This window comes from Streptomyces sp. NBC_00669 (genome assembly GCF_036226785.1).
In the GTDB taxonomy this organism is placed as follows: domain Bacteria; phylum Actinomycetota; class Actinomycetes; order Streptomycetales; family Streptomycetaceae; genus Actinacidiphila.
Map to the genome: position 1 here is coordinate 2,801,094 of NZ_CP109018.1, position 17,137 is coordinate 2,818,230.

Here is a 17,137-nt window from a genome sequence, read left to right on the forward strand (position 1 = left end):
CCGGGAGTCACGTTGCCCTACCTGCTGCTCGCCCTCGCCATCGCCTGCGAGGTCTGCGCCACCAGCTGCCTGAAACTCACCGACGGCTACACGCGGTTGCTGCCCACCGTCGGCGTGGTGATCGGCTACGTGGTCTCGTTCGTCCTGCTGGGGCGGGCACTGACCCGGATACCGGTGTCCGTCGCCTACGCCGTCTGGTCGGGGGCCGGCACCGCGGCGGTGGCGGCCATCGGAGCGGCGGCCTTCAACGAGGCGCTGGGGTGGCCCCAGTGGACGGGCATCGCCTTGATCATCGCCGGCGTCGTGGTGCTGAACGTCCACCGCGCGTGAGCGTCGGGCGTGAGCCTCGGGCGTGAACGCACCCCCGGCCCGACCCGCCCGCGTGCCCGCGTGCGCGTTCGATCCGGCCTCCGGCCTGCCCGGCCCCGCCTCCGGCCCGAATGGGGGGTGAGATGTTGCCGCGCCGGGGGGCCGTGGTGACGATGAGCGGGACGTCACCCCGGTACCGATGAGCGCGGGGCCGAACCGCGCCGGTCACGGCGAGCGGAAGGAGCCCGTGCGATGAGGGTCATGCTGAGTGCCCGAATGGACACCCAGGTCGCCAACAAGGCGATCAAGAACGGCGCCATGGAAAAGCTCATGCAGTCGCTGGCGGAGCAACTCAAGCCCGAGGCGGCCTACTTCTTCGCCCGCGAGGGCGAGCGGTGCTCCCTCTTCGTCTTCGACATGCAGGACAGCTCGCAGCTGCCCGGCATCGTCGAGCCGCTCTTCGAGGAACTCGGCGCACGGATCGAGATCCAGCCGGTGATGAACGTCGAGGAGCTCCGGAAGGGCCTCGCCGCCGCGCGCTGACCGCCCCGGGGCCGCCACCTCCACGGCCGCCCGCGTACGTCGCCGCTCGCCGAGCGGCCTCGTACGCGGGCGGCTCCATGACGCGGAGCGGCCCGGTACGCCTCGCGCCCCGCCCACTCCTCCCGCTCCCTCCGCCCGCCGCCCCGCTCCCGTCGGTCAGAGTTCATCTGCGACCGGTGTGCCGCTCACCCGCGCGCTGCTGAAATGAATGGCGCCGGCGAGCAACAGGACGTGTCACAGGGCGACTTGGAGGTCCGAGCTGATGAAACTCCGGTATGCGGGAGGTGCGGCCGCGGCGGTCGCCGCCGCGATGGCGCTGCTGCTGCCGCAGGCGGCGTACGCGACCACATGGACCAGACTCCCGGACTACTCCACCTGGACCGGGATCACCGCGCTGGAGCGCGGGCAGGGCATCGCGACCGACGGCACGTTCTTCTACTACTCGGGCACCTACAGCCTGGACAAGGCGACGGTCGGCGGGAACCAGGAGACCGCCTCCAACGCCCTGGCGATCCCCGCCGCGTTGAGCGGCCCCTACGGCTCCGACCACATCGGTGACATCGACGTCTACGGCGGATACGTGATCGCCCCGCTGGAGGACGGCAGCGACTACCAGCACCCGCTGCTGGCGCTGTACAACACCGGCGACCTGAGCTGGACCGGGCGATACGTCCAGTTGCCGCTGGCGCTGCTGCCCGGCGGCGTGCCGTGGGTGGCCGTCGACGCGGCGGCCGGGCTCGTCTACACCGCGGCGTGGAACCAGGACGCGGCCCTGGGCACCGACGAGTTGGTCGCCTACCGGCTCGCCGACCTGCTGTCCCTGCCGGCCGGGGCGGCGCTGCCGGTCGCCCGGACCGTCCGGCTGTCGCGGCCGCTCAGCCGAATCCAGGGCGCGGCCATGCTGAACGGCGTGCTCTACGCCTCGGTGGACGGCGACGGCGACAAAGCGGTGTACGGGATCGACCCGTCGACCGGTGCGGTCACCCGCGCCTTCTCGCAGGACGTCCAGCCCGACGACGAGGTCGAGGGCATCGCGGCGCTGGACCTCGGCCCGAGCGGCGGCCAACTGCACGTCCTGAACGTGGGGTCCGGCTGGAAGTCGATCTTCCTCTACCTCCAGCACTACCAGCCGGCGGGCTGACCTCGCCCGCCTGGGCCCGCGCCGGCCCACCGCCGGCGCGGGCCGACGCCGTACACCAGCACTGCCGTCACGGGGGGACGAGCCGACCATGGGCGACTACTTGAGCGCCGACAACATCGTGGCGCTGGTCACCGCGCTGATCGGCGTTGGGGTGTCGATCGGCGTGGTCTGGTACGAACGCCTGGTCCGCGGCAAGAGCATCGGCTACCGCGTGCAGATGGACATAGCGGTCGACAGCGACAACGAACTGTTCAACGCGCTGCCCCGGATGCCCGACGCCACGCTGGTCCTGCTGCGCATCGAGAACGACGGCGCGGAGGACATCCGGCAGAGCGACTACACCGACCGCGACGAACAGCCGGGCCTCACCGTCCGGTTCGCCGGCCGGCACGTGCAGAGCGCCGCGGTCACCCAGCCCGATCCCAGCGGCCTGATCGAGCACTTCAGGCTGTCCGCGGACGCGACGGGCGTACGCCACCAGGGGAACAAGGTCTTCCTGCCGCGCGTGCCGCTCAACCCGGGTGAGCACTACAAGTTGCTGATCCGGCTCACCGGCGGTCCGGTCCGCTCCAGGGTCGAGATCACCGGCGGGATCGCGGGCGGCCGGGTGAAGCCCAACCGCTCGGTCCCGATGGACGAGAAGCCGCCGCTGTTCAGCCGGCCCAGCCGCCTGATCACCCTCATGCTGACCGTCTGCGTCACCGTACTGGCGGGCATCATCATCGTGGGCAAGGACACCCCGCTGCCGATGGGCTGCGCGACCGGGCACCTCACGGTCACCGGTTCCACGGCGTTCGCCCCCGCCATGGACCGGATCGCGCACGAGTACCAGTCCGAGTGCCCGCACTCCACGGTCACGGTGGCCGCGCAGGGCAGCGAGCAGGGCGTGCGCCAGTTGTCGGAGGAGGGCGCGGCGGCCGGCAAGGGCGCCGCGCCGGCCGTGATCGCCATGTCCGACGGCCCCGCGCCGGACGGCGGTTACCCGAACCTGCGGGACCACCGCGTCGCCGTCATCGCCTTCGCGCTCGTGGTCGACGACGACGTGCCGGTCAGGAACCTGACCACCGGCCAGATCCGGGCGATCTACCGCGGCGACATCACCAACTGGGACCAGCTCGGCGGCCCCGACCTGCCCGTCCTCCTCGTCAGCCGCAGCGCCGACTCGGGCACCCGGGACATCTTCCGCAGCCGCATACTCGGCGGCCGGGGCGAGCCGGCCTTCACCTCACGCGACTGCCGGCACAGGAACTCCCCCTCCGACAAGGTGATCCGCTGCGAACTCGACAGCACCGGCGAGGTCCTCCGGACCGTCGCCCGGCTGCCGGGCGCCATCGGCTACAGCGAACTGGGCGCCGCCACCACCTCCGCGGGAGTGCGCACCCTGACCATCGACGGGCACGCGCCCACGCCGCAGGCCGTGGCCGACTCCAGCTACCCGTTCACCGAGATCGAGTACGCGTACACCTACGGTCTGCCGCCCGCGGACTCGCTCGCCGCCGGTTTCCTGGACTTCACGCTCCGCGGCGCCGGCCAGGACCTGCTGACCGCCGGCGGCCACCTCCCCTGCTACACGCCGGAAGGGCTGAAGCGCTGTCAGGAGCCCGCCGCCGGCGCGACGACGTAGCGCGGAGCGGACCGGCGTAAGCGGCGACGTAGCCCGGAGCGGACCGGCGCACGCGACGGCGCAGCGCGGAACTGCCGGGGCGCGGCGTGACGTTCGTCTCCGTCGTATGACAGCGGTCACCGTCCCGTCACAGGCGGCGCACAGCGGAAACCCCCGCAGGCGCCTCGCTGTCCTCATGAGTGTCAGCCGATGCAAGTGACCAGCTCATCGCTAGGGGAAACCATGATCCGCCGTACCGCACTCGCCACCGTCGCCCTGGGTTCCGCCGCTCTGCTCCTCACCGCGTGCGGCTCTTCCCACTCCGCCGCGAGCGGGCCGGCGAACGGTGCCAAGGCGTCCACCACCGGTTCCGCGGCCCCCTCGAACCCGGCGAGCCCGGCGACCCCGGCGACTCCCCCGAGCAGCCCGGCCGGCGCCGGGAACGCGCCCGCCCCGAACGCGGCCGCGCCCACCACCGCACCCGCGCCCGCGCCCACCACCGCTCCGGCCGTCGCACCCGCCGCGCCCGCCGCCGCGACCAGGACGGCGAAGCCGATCCACACCCAGACCCTGGTGGACGGCAGCAAGGCCGAGATCTACAAGCTCGGCGACGAGCACTACCTCGCCAAGGTCGTCCACAACGGCGAGCTCTTCGTCACGCTGGAGACCCACGGCCACGACGCCGGGCTGGACGCCAACGACATGTTCATCGAGCTCTCGCTGGACGGCACCCTCCACTCCTGGATGGGCGGCGGGAAGCAGGGCCCGGGCACGTTCAAGCTCGCGGGCGGCTGGACCGCCAAGGTCACGAAGATCGGCGAGCTGCGCTACCGCGCGCAGATCCTCGGCAACGAGGGCGAAGTGGACGCCACGGTGGAGACGAACCAGCACGACGTCGGGCTCGACGCCAACGGCATCTACATCGTGCTCAGCGACGGCGGCATCATCAGCGCCCACGCGTGACCGCCGGTCCGGACGGTGCCGGCGGGCCGCCGCGCGGCGATCGCACCGCGCGGCGGCCCGCCGGCACCGTGACCTGAGCGTTTCGGCCGGCCCGGGGAATCAATCAGGGCCGCCGAACGCTGTCCAGTAGGTGAAGAAGATCGGATTCCTCTCCTTCGGACACTGGTCGCCGAACCCGCACTCCGAGACACGTACCGCCGCCGACTTCCTGCATCAGTCGATCGATCTCGCGGTCGCCGCGGAAGAGCTCGGCGCGGACGGCGCGTACTTCCGGGTGCACCACTTCGCGCGGCAGGCGGGCAGCCCCTTCCCGCTGCTCTCGGCCATCGGCGCGCGGACCTCGAAGATCGAGATCGGCACCGGTGTGATCGACATGCGGTACGAGAACCCGCTGTACATGGCCGAGGAGGCCGGCGCCGCCGACCTCATCTCCGGCGGCCGGCTCCAGCTCGGCATCAGCCGCGGGTCACCGGAGCAGGTGATCGACGGCTGGCGCTACTTCGGTTACGCGCCCGCCGAGGGCGAAAGCGCGGCGGACATGGCCCGCCGGCACACCGAGGCGTTCCTCAAGGTGATCGAGGGCGACGGCTTCGCGCAGCCGAACCCGCGCCCGATGTTCCCCAACCCGCCCGGACTGCTGCGGGTCGAGCCGCACAGCGAGGGGCTGCGCGAGCGGATCTGGTGGGGTTCGGGCTCGAACGCGACCGCCGTGTGGGCCGGGCAGCTCGGGATGAACCTGCAGAGTTCCACCCTGAAGGACGACGAGACGGGCGAGCCGCTGCACGTCCAGCAGCGCAAGCAGATCGAGGCGTACCGCGAGGCGTTCCGAGCGGCCGGCCACCAGCGCACCCCGCGGGTGTCGGTCAGCCGCAGCATCTTCGCCCTGACCAACGACCTGGACCGGGCCTATTTCGGCCAGGACCGCGAGTCGCGCGACCAGGTCGGCATGATCGACGACACGACCAGGGCGATCTTCGGCCGGTCGTACGCCGCCGAGCCGGACGCGCTGGTCAAGCAGCTCCGGGAGGACGAGGCGATCCAGGCCGCGGACACCCTGCTGCTGACCGTCCCGAACCAGCTCGGGGTGGAGTACAACGCGCATGTGCTGGAGAGCATCCTGACCCACGTGGCCCCGGAGCTCGGCTGGCGCTGACCCGCCCACCCGGGCCCGGGCCGCCCTGACCCGCAGCCGGCCGCCCCGGCCCGCAGCCGGCCGCCCCCACCCGAACCGCAGGCCACCACCCGGCCACCCCCGGCCCAGCCGCTCACCCCGGCTGGGCCGCACCCGTTTTCGGGGCCGCCGCCGCGAAAGGACCGTCACCGCGCCGGCGCCGTATACGACCGGCCCGCCGGGGCCGCCGCCCCGCCGTTCCGCCTGACAAGCCGCAATATTCCGCGCCACCGGTCCGGCCACCGCACGCGTCGAACGGCCGCTCCGACAGCGACTTCCGTCGACTTCAGTCAGAAATATCCTCGCACGCCACCCGCCGAGGCCGCCCCGGAACGCGCCCGTTGGTCAGGATCGAGCCGACCGGCGCGGGCACACCGGGCACCACCCGCGCACCAGGGCGCGAAGTCGCCCGGACCCGGCCCCGACCTGGGCCGACGACCGCTTTTAGGCATATTCAACCCCGCTCGCCGCTACCCGCGCCGGCCCCGCCCAACCGCCCGATCTCCTTGCCAAAGCGCCTATCTGACGCATCGTGCGGGTTCCGTGGGAGTCCTGAAGGAAGTCTTGACTTCTGCTCATACCAAGCTGAACAGTGTGTCAGCGAGATTTCGTCAGCCCGGCAGGCAGCCGCGATGCACGGTGCGTCGTACGCGAAGGAGACATCGTTGTCATACCTACGCAATCCGCGCACTCCGCGCATGCCACCGTCAAACGGTGCCGGCCTGCTCCCCCATGAACCTGTGCCCCAGCGGGGTATGACGTGAAGGAGACAACCATGCGCTCCCGAAGACTCAGATCAGCAGTTGGACGACGAGTGCTGACCGCCGCGTTGGCGGTGAGCGTGGTCGCCGGGGTGCCGGCGGTGGCGCAGGCGAGTCCGCAGTCCGCGGCGCTGTCCGCCGCGGACTCGACGCAGCCGATCTACCTGAACACGCACTACACCTTCGCCGAGCGGGCCGCGGACCTGGTGTCGCGGATGACGGAGGCCGAGAAGGTCGCGCAGCTGCAGACCAACAACGCGCCGGCCATCCCCCGGCTCGGGGTCCAGCAGTACACGTACTGGAGCGAGGGCCAGCACGGCATCAACCGGCTCGGCGCCGACACCCAGGCCGGCGGTCAGGGCGAGCTGGACGTCACGGCGACCAGCTTCCCGGTGAACTTCGCATCCACGATGTCGTGGGACCCGGAGTTGACGTACCAGGAGACCACCGCGATCTCGGACGAGGTGCGCGGCTTCCTCGACAAGTCGCTGTGGGGGAAGGGCCAGAACAACATCGGCCCGTCCGCGTCGGACTACGGCGACCTCACCTTCTGGGCGCCGACGGTGAACATGGACCGTGACCCACGATGGGGGCGGACCAACGAGTCGTTCGGCGAGGACACCTATCTGGCGTCCACGATGGCCGACGCGTTCGTCAACGGCTACCAGGGCCAGACCCTCACCGGCAAGGCGCAGACCCCGTACCTGAAGGTCGCCGCGACCGCCAAGCACTACGCGCTCAACAACGACGAGAACAGCCGGCACACCCAGAGCGCGAACACCACCGACGCGAACATCAGGGACTACTACACCAAGCAGTTCGCCAGCCTGGTGCAGAACGCGCACGTCTCCGGTGTGATGACCTCGTACAACGCGGTGAACGGCACGCCGGCGCCGGCGGACACCTACACGGTGGACCAACTGCTCCAGGCCACCTACGGGTTCGGCGGGTACACCACCTCCGACTGCGGGGCGATCAGCGACGTCTACTCCTCCGGCGGCCACAACTGGGCCCCGCCCGGCTGGACGACCAACGGCACCACCTGGACGAACACCGCCACCGGCAAGCAGGTCCCCGCGGCGGCGGGCGGGCAGGCGTTCGCGCTGCGCGCCGGCACCCAGCTGAACTGCGCCGGCGGGGAGATGAACACGCAGAACATCGACGCGGCGATCTCGATCGGGCTGCTGACGCCCGGCGTGGTCGACAGCGCGCTGACGAAGCTGTTCACCGTCCGGATGCAGACCGGCGAGTTCGACCCGGCGAGCAAGGTCGCCTACACCAAGATCACCAAGGACCAGATCGAGTCGCCCGCGCACCAGGCGCTGGCCGAGAAGGTCGCGGCCCAGGACCTGGTGCTGCTGCAGAACGACAAGGTCTCCGGCACCTCGGCCCCGCTGCTGCCGGCGAACCCGAAGAAGCTGAACAACATCGTGATCGTCGGCAACCTGGCGAACACCACGACGCTGGGCGGCTACTCCGGCCAGCCGACGCTCAGGGTCGACGCCGTGCAGGGCATCACCGCGGCGGTCAAGGCGGCCAACCCGTCGGCGACCGTCACCTACGACGCCTGCGGCACCTCGACGGGCGCCACCACGCCCGCGGCGTGCTCGGCCGGCACGCAGTCCGCGATCAAGAAGGCGGACCTGGTGGTCGTGGACGTCGGCTCGGACATGGGCGTGGCCGACGAGGGCACGGACCGCTCCACGATGGCCCTGCCCGGCAACTACGACTCGCTGATCAGCCAGGTCGCCGCCCTCGGCAACCCGCGTACGGCGCTGGTCATGCAGGCCGACGGCCCGTACGACATCCAGCAGGCCCAGAAGGACTTCCCGGCGATCGTGTTCAGCGGCTACAACGGCGAGAGCCAGGGCACCGCGCTCGCGCAGGTGCTCTTCGGGCAGCAGAACCCGTCCGGCCACCTGGACTTCACCTGGTACGCCGACGACTCCCAGCTGCCGTCGGTCGACAACTACGGGCTCTCCCCGTCCGAGACCGACGGGCTCGGCCGTACGTACATGTACTTCACCGGCAAGCCGACCTACCCGTTCGGATACGGCCTGTCCTACTCGCAGTTCAAGTACTCCGGCGTCAAGGTCGGACCCGGTTCGGTCTCCGCGGACGGCACGGTGAAGGTGGGCTTCGACGTCACCAACACCGGTACGACCGCGGGCGCGACGGTCGCCCAGCTCTACGCGGCGCCGCAGTCCGCGGCGTCCGGCAGCCAGTCGCCGAAGGAGCAGCTGGTCGGCTTCAAGAAGACGGCGGTGCTCGCGCCGGGGCACACCCAGCACGTCAACCTGTCCGTCAAGGCCGCCGACCTCAGCCAGTGGGACGAGAGCGCGCTGAAGCAGGTCGTCCGCAACGGCTCCTACCAGTTCCGCGTCGGGCCCGACTCCGCCACCGTGGCGGGCTCCGGCACGGTGCGGGTGCACGGCGCCATCACGCCGAAGGTGCGGTCCGTGACGGTCCAGCCGGACGAGGTGCTCTTCCAGCCCGGCGGCACGCTGGACCTCACCGGCACCAACCCGATGAAGGCGGCGGACACGAATCCCTCGCTGGAGCAGAAGCACGCGCCGGCGGACCACATCGTCGAAGCGGCCGACAACGACCAGTCGCTCGCCGACCTGTCGCACGCTCATGTCACCTACCGCAGCAGTGACCCGCGGGTCGCCACGGTCAGCGCGCGTGGTGTGGTCACCATGCGGGCGCCCGGCGCCGCGACGATCGACGTGACGGTGAACGGCGTGACCGGCAGCACCCCGATCGTGGTGCAGAACCCGTTCGCTCTGGCGTCGGCGGCCGTGGTGAAGCCGAACACCACGATCACCGCGACCGCGACGTTCGCCAACACCAGCGCGCAGGCCGTCCGCAAACTCTCGCTGGGTCTCGACTCGCCGAGCGGCTGGACGGTGAAGGCGACCTCTCCGGTGTCGCTGTCGAACGTGGCGCCCGGTCAGAAGGTGACGGCCACCTGGAGCGTCACGGTGCCGGCGTCCGCGAGCCCGGGCACCAAGGCGGAGTTGGACGCGTCGGCGGAGTTCACCGGCGGTGCCGGTGCCTACTCCGAGGCCGCGGTCAGCGCGGTCACGGTGACCTCGGGTGCCACGCCCGAGCAGGTCACCCCGGTGGTGACCGGGACCAACCCGCCGGCCGGGAAGTTCCAGGTCGTGCTGAAGAACCCGTCGGACACCCCGACCACGGTGACCGGGGTCAACTGGAAGCTCGGCAGCGCGTCGGGCACCCAGCCGGTCAGCGCGACCATCGCGCCCCAGGAGTCGGCCACGGTCGACGTGCCGGTGACGGGCGTCACCTTCGGCAAGGGCTCGTCCTTCACGGTGACCAGCGTCATCGCCGGCGACCTGCCCTCGGAAGCCCTGTCCGGGCATGTCTCCTTCCTGCCGGTGGTCAACAAGAGCCTCGGCAAGTCGTGGACGCTCGACCAGGTCAAGGACGGCCCCGCGGTGGACATGTCCGCGACCGCGGACGGGAAGTGGGTGACGCTGGACGGCTCGCAGCCGTACGGCGGCGACTCCGACCTGTCGGGCAAGGTGTGGCTCGACTGGGACTCCGACAACCTCTACATCACGGCGAACCTCACCGATGACGTCCAGTCGCAGCCCGCGACCGGGGCGGACATCTGGCAGGGCGACTCCCTGCAGTTCGCGGCGACCTCGGGCGTGCCGGGTGCCTCGGCCACGGAGAGCACCGCCTCCGCCAACGGGCACTACGAGTACGGCGCCGCCCTCACCTCGGCCGGCCCCCAGCTCTACCGCTGGACCGCACCGACCGAGGGCAGCGGACAGGTCACCGACGCGACCGTCACCGTGACCAGGGACGAGGCGACCCACACCACGCTCTACGAGATGGCGCTCCCGTGGAGCGACGTCAGCTCGGTCCAGCCGACCGACAACACCGTGTTCTCCTTCGCGTTGGACGACAACGACAAGGACAACGGGGTGCGCAAGGGCTACGACCAGTGGGGCGACGGCATCGGCTCCAGCAAGGACGTGGCCGGCTTCAACATGGCCCAACTGATGCCCGCGAGCTGATCGCACCCGCTCCCCGCACGACCCCCTCGTGCGGGGAGCACGGTTCCACCTGACACCCACCACGGCCACCTGCCGCGCTTCGATCCGGTCCAAAGGACCCGAAGCGCGCCAGGTGGCCGTGCCCTTGTGCCCGTCCGGCGGGTCCGCCCGATCGGCGCTGCGGCCCAACTTCCCTATTCGGTAAGCGAGTTCGGGGGTGGGCGGGTGCGCTCGGTGTGCTCTCTTCACCACCGGGCGCACGACTGCCCGGGGTGGGGGGTTCGCTGCGATCGTGGGGAGCGCATGCGAGTGCCGTGGATGACCTCGTCGAGGAGTGATCGTGGGAGAACGCCAACTGATATGCCATATGCGGACGTTGCGCGGGCGGAGATGCCAACGTCCGGCGATGGAGGGCTCGTCGCGGTGCGCGGACCACCAGGGTGCGTGGACGTCGTACGAAGCGGAGAAGCGCGGGGGCGCCGAGCGGGAGAGGTGACGGCCGGCCGCGCGGGGGGCGCGACGGGGTCCGCGCGACCACCGGGGCAGGGGGCGCCCGCCGTCGGGGGCGACGGGTGAGCGGGGGCCGGGGGCTGATCTAGTGTTCTGGGCTATGAACGCAGCAGAGGAGCTGACCGAGCCCGATCGGATGATCGCGTACGCCCTGCAGGTCAACGGGCGCGCGACCTGGGGGGCGATCGCCCGGGCGCTCGGGTTGTCGGAGCGGACGGTGCAGCGGCGGGGGCAGCGGCTGCTGGACGCCGGACTGGTGCAGGTCTCGACGTATCTGGACACCACGATCGTCGGCGAGGCGCATCCCCTGGTGCTGCGGCTGTCGACCCGCACCGGGGTCGCGCTCCAGGTCGGCGAGGAGCTCGCGCGCCGCCCGGACGCCTCGTCGGTCTCGGTGGTCGAGGGGTCCGGCGACGTGGTGTGCATGCTGCTGCCGCGCACCCGCCAGGACAGCTCCCGGCTGCTGCTGGCCGAGCTGCCGGCGATAGACGGCGTGGTCTCGGTGGAGGCCAGCACGGTGCTGCGCTACTTCCGGTCCGGTTACGACTGGAGCGTGGGCGTGCTGCCCGCGCCGGTGGTGCAGACGCTGCGCGCGGACACCCCGGCGCGCGGCGCGACCGCGTCGGGGCCGGTGCAGCTGACCCAGGAGGACGAGGCGCTGGTCGCCGCGCTCGCCGAGGACGGCCGCGCGACCGTGATCTCGCTCGCCAAGGCGGCGGACATCTCCGCGCCCACCGCCCGGCGCCGCCTGGAGGCGCTGTTCGGCGCGGGCGCGCTGCACGTACGGACCGAGCTCTCCTCGGCCGTGCACGACCTGCGGGTGGAGGCGCTGATCTGGCTGAGCGTGCCGCCGGACCAGGTGGAGGCGGCCGGCGCCGCGCTGGGCTGCCGCCCGGAGGTCCGTTTCTGCGTCGCCTGCACCGGCTCCTCGCAGATCCTCGTGGACTGCCTGGTCTCCGACCCGGCCGCGCTCTACTCCTTCCTCACCGGGGCCATCGGCTCCCTCGGCTCGGTCACCGTGGCCCGCTCCTCGGTGGTCCTGGAGGCACTGCGACGCGGCCCGATGCAGATGGCGAACATGAGACACGAGTGAGCCTCATCTGTCGGAACCAGAAAGAAACCATTGCCGAAATAGCCGACTAGGCATAATCTCTCCTCATCCAGAACGAGGAGAGATCGATGCGGCTTCACGACGCGGCTCTTGCCGCAGGGCTCGACTGGTCGGCCGGCCACCTGGTGGACGGCCGGCGGGTCCAGCCACACGGGGAGCGGGAGATCACCGTGGTCAGCCCGCGCGACGGCAGCGTCGTCGGGCTCCTGGCCGCGGCCGACCGGACGGACGTGGACCAGGCCGTCCGCGCCGCCCGGCTGGCCTTCGAGGACGGCCGCTGGTCGCGGCTGCCGGCCGCCCGGCGCGGCGAGATCCTCATCCGCTTCGCCGACACGGTCGCCGCCCACGCCGAGGAACTGGCGCTGCGCATCGCGATCGAGATGGGCAAGCCGGTCCGCGAGGCGCTCGACGTCGAACTCGCCGCCGTCGCCGGCTGCCTGCGCTGGTACGGCCAGCTCGCCGACAAGCTCGCGGACGAGAACCCGGCCTCGCCGGGCGACGCGCTCGCCCTGGTCACCCGCGAGCCGGCCGGCGTGGTCGCGGCGGTCGTGCCCTGGAACTTCCCGCTCACGATGACCGCGTGGAAGCTCGGGCCGGCCCTGCTGGCGGGCAACAGCGTGGTCCTCAAGCCCGCCGAGCAGACCTCCTTCTCGGCGCTGCGGCTCGGCGAACTCGCCCTGGCGGCGGGGCTCCCCGCGGGCGTGCTCAACGTCCTTCCCGGGTTCGGCCCGGAGGCCGGCGAAGCGCTCGGCCGCCACCCCGACGTCGACGTGCTCGCCTTCACCGGGTCCGTCGCGGTCGGCCGCCGCTTCCTCGGCTACGCCGCCGAGTCCAACGGCAAGCGGGTCTGGCCCGAACTGGGCGGCAAGTCCGCCAGCGTGATCCTCCCGGACGCCGACGTCGCGAAGGCCGGGCGCACCACCGCCTGGGCCTGCTTCTACAACCAGGGCCAGATGTGCAGCGCCTCCTCGCGCATGATCGTCCATCGGGACGTCGCGGACGAGGCCATCGCGGCCGCGGTGGAGGAGGCGCGGCGGATGCGGCCGGCCGACCCGCTGGACGCCGACGCTCCGTCGGGCGCGCTGGTGAGCGAGGCGCACCTGGCGCGCGTGCTCGGGCACGTCCGCGGCGCGCTGCGCGACGGCGCGACGCTCGCCGCCGGAACCGCGGAGCGCTTCGTGCCCAGCGAGGCGCTGGTGCGCGGCAGCTACCTCGCGCCCGTGGTGCTCACCGGGGTCACCGAGAAGATGTCCATCGCCCAGGAGGAGGTGTTCGGCCCGGTGCTGTCGGTGCTCGTGGTCGACAGCACCGACGAGGCGGTCCGGCTGGCCAACGCGACACCGTACGGCCTGGCCGCCGGGCTGTGGACCCGTGACCTTTCCACCGCCCACACGGTGGCGCGGCGGCTGAAGGCCGGATCGGTCTGGGTGAACTGCTACGAGGAGGGTTCCATGGCCATGCCCTTCGGCGGTACGGGCGCGAGCGGCTTCGGCCGCGACAAGTCCGCGCACGCGATCGACAAGTACACCGACCTGAAGAGCACCTGGTTCCAGCTGGAGCCCCGATGACCAGCCCGCTGCCCGCCACGCACCGCCACGCGCCCGCCGCCAACGGCCCGCTGCCCGCCGCGCACCGCCCGGTACTGGTCGCCGTCACGAGCTGGCGCCGCCCGCTGGACACGTACCTGGGGGACGGCACCGACCTCTACACCCTCGGCACCGAGTACGCCCACGCGGTGAGCGCGGCCGGCGGCGTCCCGGTGCTGACCCCCACCCTCACCGCGGAGGAGGCCGAGGTCGTGCTGGACACGGTGGCCGGGGTGCTGCTGTCCGGCGGCGGCGACGTCCATCCGGCGACGTACGGCGCGGCAGGTGCCGCGGGCGCGGCCGACTCGGCCGACTCGGCCGGCGACCTCGACCCCGGGCGGGACGCGACGGAGACCGCGCTGGTCCGCGGCGCGCTCCGCCGCCGGATGCCCGTGCTGGGCATCTGCCGCGGCCTTCAGATCGCCAACGTGGCCCTGGGCGGCACCCTCAAGGCCGACCTCCCGGTCACCGCGGCGCATCCGGCCGTCCACGGCGCGCGGGAGCTGCGGAACCTGCGGCACGAGGTGCGCACCGACACATCCTGGCTGCGCGACTGCCTGCCCGACCCCGCGCGGGTCAACTCCATCCACCACCAGGCCCTGGACCGGATGGCCGCCGCGCTCCGCCCGGTCGCCTGGGCCGCCGACGGCGTGATCGAGGCGGCGGAGAGCCGCACGCCGGACTGGTACTTCCGGGGCGTCCAGTGGCACCCGGAAAAGATGACGGCGCCCGGTGAGCGGCACCACGCCGACATCCTCTTCGACGACTTCGTGGCCGCGGCCCGCGGGTACGCCGCGCGGACCCGCTCCGCCGCCTGACACCCCGTCCACCGACGGCCCCCAGCCCGCTCATACCGTGCGCTTCCGCGCACACCATGAGTCTCCTCACAATCCGTTCCTGTCCGAAATAAGACGAACTATCGTTCTTATCACCGCTCGCACGTGTGGCGACGGTCATCACTTCCGGAGAAACCCATGAGCACCGACCGCCGGATCTACCTCCAGTTCGACGACGGCACCCGCGCCGTGGCCACCCTCGCCACGGACGACGCACCCGAGACGTGCGCGGCCATCTGGGACGCCCTGGCGGAGCCCGTGACCGAGAAGGTCATGCACGCCATGTACGCCGGGCCGGAGATCATGTTCGGCCTGCCCGAGCAGGCGCACACCTTCGACCCCCGGGCCCTGCCCGCGGAGAACCAGCAGGTGATCCCCGGCGCCGGCGACCTCATCTGGTTCTTCCAGGAACCCGGCCAGATGTCCGGCCTGAACTTCGAGCTGTGGGAGGTCGGCATCTTCTACGGCAAGGGCGGCCGCGTGTTCGGCCCGCTGGGCTGGACCCCCTGCACCATCTTCGCCTCGATCACCGAGGGGCTGGCGGAGTTCGCCGCGGCCTGCGCGCAGACCCGGGTCAGCGGCGTGCGGTCGCTGACCATCGGCCGCGTCGCGTAGTACGAACGCCCCCGCCCCGAAGCCACACACCCTGCGAGAAAGTACGGCGCCCCTCATGAAGATCAGAAAGAGCATCCTCGCCGGCACCGCCGCGGTGGTCGCCGCCGGCGTCCTGACCGCCTGTTCCGGCTCCTCCTCCGACAACGGCGGCAGCTCGCCGAAGGACTCCGCCGGCAGCGGCACCTCGACCGCCTCCGTGCAGCTGCCCGCCGGCGCCAAGGGCGACCTGGTCGCCCCCATGGTCATCGGCTACCCGCCCTACGCGATGCTGGAGTCGGGCAAGGCGGTCGGCGTGGACGTGGACCTGGCGGACGCGCTCAGCGGGCCGTTCGGCAAGAAGGTCCAGCAGAAGAAGGACTCCTTCGAGAACGCGCTGCTGGGCGTGAACCGCGGCACGTACTTCGGCGCGTTCGGCGCGGACGTCACCGCCGAGCGCGAGAAGTCCTTCGACCAGGTCGCCTTCCTGGAGGACCACTACGAGTTCCTGTCGCTGAAGGGCAGCCCGGCGATCGGCGGCTCGATGGACGACCTGTGCGGCAAGAAGATCTCCATGGTCGCCGCCTCCAGCTCCATCCCGGTGCTGAAGGAGCAGTCCACCACCTGCGTCAAGGCCGGCAAGGGCGCCATCGACGTCAAGACCTTCGCCGACCAGGGCGCCGCGACCCTCGCGGTGCGCAGCAAGCAGGTGGACGCCACCACCGCGACCGTCACCAACCTCGGCTACGTGGCCAAGCAGTCCGGCGACGTGTTCACCCTCGGCGGCCCGCACTACCTGTCGGTCTACATCGGCGTGGCCACCAAGAAGGGCAGCGGGATGGCCCAGTCCGTCGCCGACGGCATCGACGCGCTGATCAAGGACGGGTCGTACCAGAAGATCCTGGAGCGTTACGGCGTCGAGAAGGCCGGCGTGACCAAGGCGCTCGTCAACCCCTCCCCGAACCCGACCAACTGAGGAACCGGCCATGGCCGACACCAGCAAATCGCCCCAGGGGACCGCGCTCCCCGGGAACACCGTGCCGCCCCCGGCCGACCGCGCGGCGGGGGGAGCCGCCGTGCTCCCCCCGCACCCCTTCGCCGGGATGACCCGCTCCCCGCACCCCCACTACGCGCGCAAGGTCGCCGCGGTCGTGGTCGTGCTCGTGTGCGCGTTCTGGCTGCAGGGCCTCGCGCGCAACAAGAACCTGGCCTGGGGCACCGTCGGCGACTACTTCTTCGACCACTCGATCCTGGAGGGCCTGGAGCGGACGGTGATCATCACCGTCGCCTCCATCGCCATCGCGGTCGTCCTCGGCGCGGTGCTCGCCAACATGCGGCTCTCCGCCAACTCCGTGCTCCGCGGGGCGGCCGGCGTCTACGTGTGGTTCTTCCGCTCGATGCCGCTGCTGGTCCTGCTGATCCTGGTCTACAACTTCTCGCTGATCTATCCCGCGCTGGGGCTCGGCGTCCCGTTCGGGCCCCAGTTCTTCGACGTCGACACCAAGAACCTGGTGCAGCCGGTCACCGCGGCGATCGTCGCCTTCGGGCTCCAGCAGGCGGCGTACACCTCCGAGGTGCTGCGCGCGGCGATCCTGGCCGTACCGAACGGGCAGCGGGAAGCGGCGACGGCGCTGGGCATGTCGAACATCCGCACCCTGCGCCGGATCGTCTTCCCGCAGGCCCTGCGGACCGCGGTGCCGCCGATCGCCAACGAGTCGATCAACCTGCTGAAGTCCACCTCCCTGGTGGCCTTCATCTCGGTGCCGGACCTGCTCTACTCCGTCCAGCAGATCTACAACAGCAACTTCCAGGTCATCCCGCTGCTCATCGTCGCCAGCCTCTGGTACATGATCATCGTCTCGGTGATGTCGGTGGGCCAGACCCTGCTGGAGCGGACCCTGCGCAACACCCGCGGCCGGTCCGCGAACCGGCCCAAGGCAATCGAGGTGGACCAACCGTGACCTCCACAGAGACCACCGCGACC

General features: G+C 71.4%; 13 protein-coding genes. All 13 read left to right on the top strand.

What is annotated here, in order from left to right:
• Positions 1–12: 12 nt before the first annotated feature.
• The 13 genes from OG896_RS11240 (at position 13) to OG896_RS11300 (ending at position 17,114) form a co-directional block, all read left to right on the top strand.
• Positions 13–330: a DMT family transporter gene (locus OG896_RS11240; RefSeq protein ID WP_329364632.1), complete on the top strand. Its 318-nt coding sequence runs from the start codon at positions 13–15 to the stop codon at positions 328–330.
• 240 nt (positions 331–570) lie between these two features.
• The gene (locus OG896_RS11245) at positions 571–852 is read left to right on the top strand and encodes a hypothetical protein (RefSeq protein WP_402451203.1); all 282 of its coding nucleotides are present in this window, start codon (positions 571–573) and stop codon (positions 850–852) included.
• 262 nt (positions 853–1,114) lie between these two features.
• Complete coding sequence (locus OG896_RS11250; protein ID WP_329364635.1) at positions 1,115–1,993, top strand: hypothetical protein; 879 nt, start codon at positions 1,115–1,117, stop codon at positions 1,991–1,993.
• Between the two features lie 88 nt (positions 1,994–2,081).
• Positions 2,082–3,617 (top strand): PstS family phosphate ABC transporter substrate-binding protein, encoded by a 1,536-nt coding sequence (locus tag OG896_RS11255; RefSeq protein ID WP_329364637.1) that lies wholly within the window; start codon positions 2,082–2,084, stop codon positions 3,615–3,617.
• A 222-nt stretch (positions 3,618–3,839) separates the two neighbouring features.
• Positions 3,840–4,559 (top strand): hypothetical protein, encoded by a 720-nt coding sequence (locus OG896_RS11260; protein ID WP_329364639.1) that lies wholly within the window; start codon positions 3,840–3,842, stop codon positions 4,557–4,559.
• Between the two features lie 130 nt (positions 4,560–4,689).
• Positions 4,690–5,712: an LLM class flavin-dependent oxidoreductase gene (locus tag OG896_RS11265; protein WP_329364642.1), complete on the top strand. Its 1,023-nt coding sequence runs from the start codon at positions 4,690–4,692 to the stop codon at positions 5,710–5,712.
• A gap of 793 nt (positions 5,713–6,505) precedes the next feature.
• Positions 6,506–10,540 carry a glycoside hydrolase family 3 C-terminal domain-containing protein gene (locus tag OG896_RS11270; protein ID WP_329364644.1) on the top strand — a complete coding sequence of 1,345 codons (4,035 nt, stop codon included), beginning with the start codon at positions 6,506–6,508 and terminating at the stop codon, positions 10,538–10,540.
• A 589-nt stretch (positions 10,541–11,129) separates the two neighbouring features.
• Entirely contained in the window at positions 11,130–12,122 is a 993-nt protein-coding gene (locus OG896_RS11275) for an Lrp/AsnC family transcriptional regulator (protein ID WP_329364645.1), read from the top strand.
• Between the two features lie 86 nt (positions 12,123–12,208).
• A complete protein-coding gene (locus OG896_RS11280; protein ID WP_329364647.1) occupies positions 12,209–13,708 on the top strand; it encodes an aldehyde dehydrogenase family protein in 1,500 nt (499 codons plus the stop codon).
• Positions 13,705–14,544, top strand: a complete 840-nt coding sequence (locus tag OG896_RS11285) for a gamma-glutamyl-gamma-aminobutyrate hydrolase family protein (protein ID WP_329364649.1) — start codon at positions 13,705–13,707, stop codon at positions 14,542–14,544. The genes OG896_RS11280 and OG896_RS11285 overlap by 4 nt, the downstream gene beginning before the upstream one ends.
• A 156-nt stretch (positions 14,545–14,700) precedes the next feature.
• The gene (locus OG896_RS11290) at positions 14,701–15,177 is read left to right on the top strand and encodes a DUF3830 family protein (RefSeq protein ID WP_329364652.1); all 477 of its coding nucleotides are present in this window, start codon (positions 14,701–14,703) and stop codon (positions 15,175–15,177) included.
• Positions 15,178–15,232: 55 nt separating this feature from the next.
• Positions 15,233–16,129 (top strand): transporter substrate-binding domain-containing protein, encoded by an 897-nt coding sequence (locus OG896_RS11295; protein WP_329364654.1) that lies wholly within the window; start codon positions 15,233–15,235, stop codon positions 16,127–16,129.
• A gap of 10 nt (positions 16,130–16,139) precedes the next feature.
• Positions 16,140–17,114: an amino acid ABC transporter permease gene (locus OG896_RS11300; RefSeq protein ID WP_329364656.1), complete on the top strand. Its 975-nt coding sequence runs from the start codon at positions 16,140–16,142 to the stop codon at positions 17,112–17,114.
• Positions 17,115–17,137: the final 23 nt, after the last annotated feature.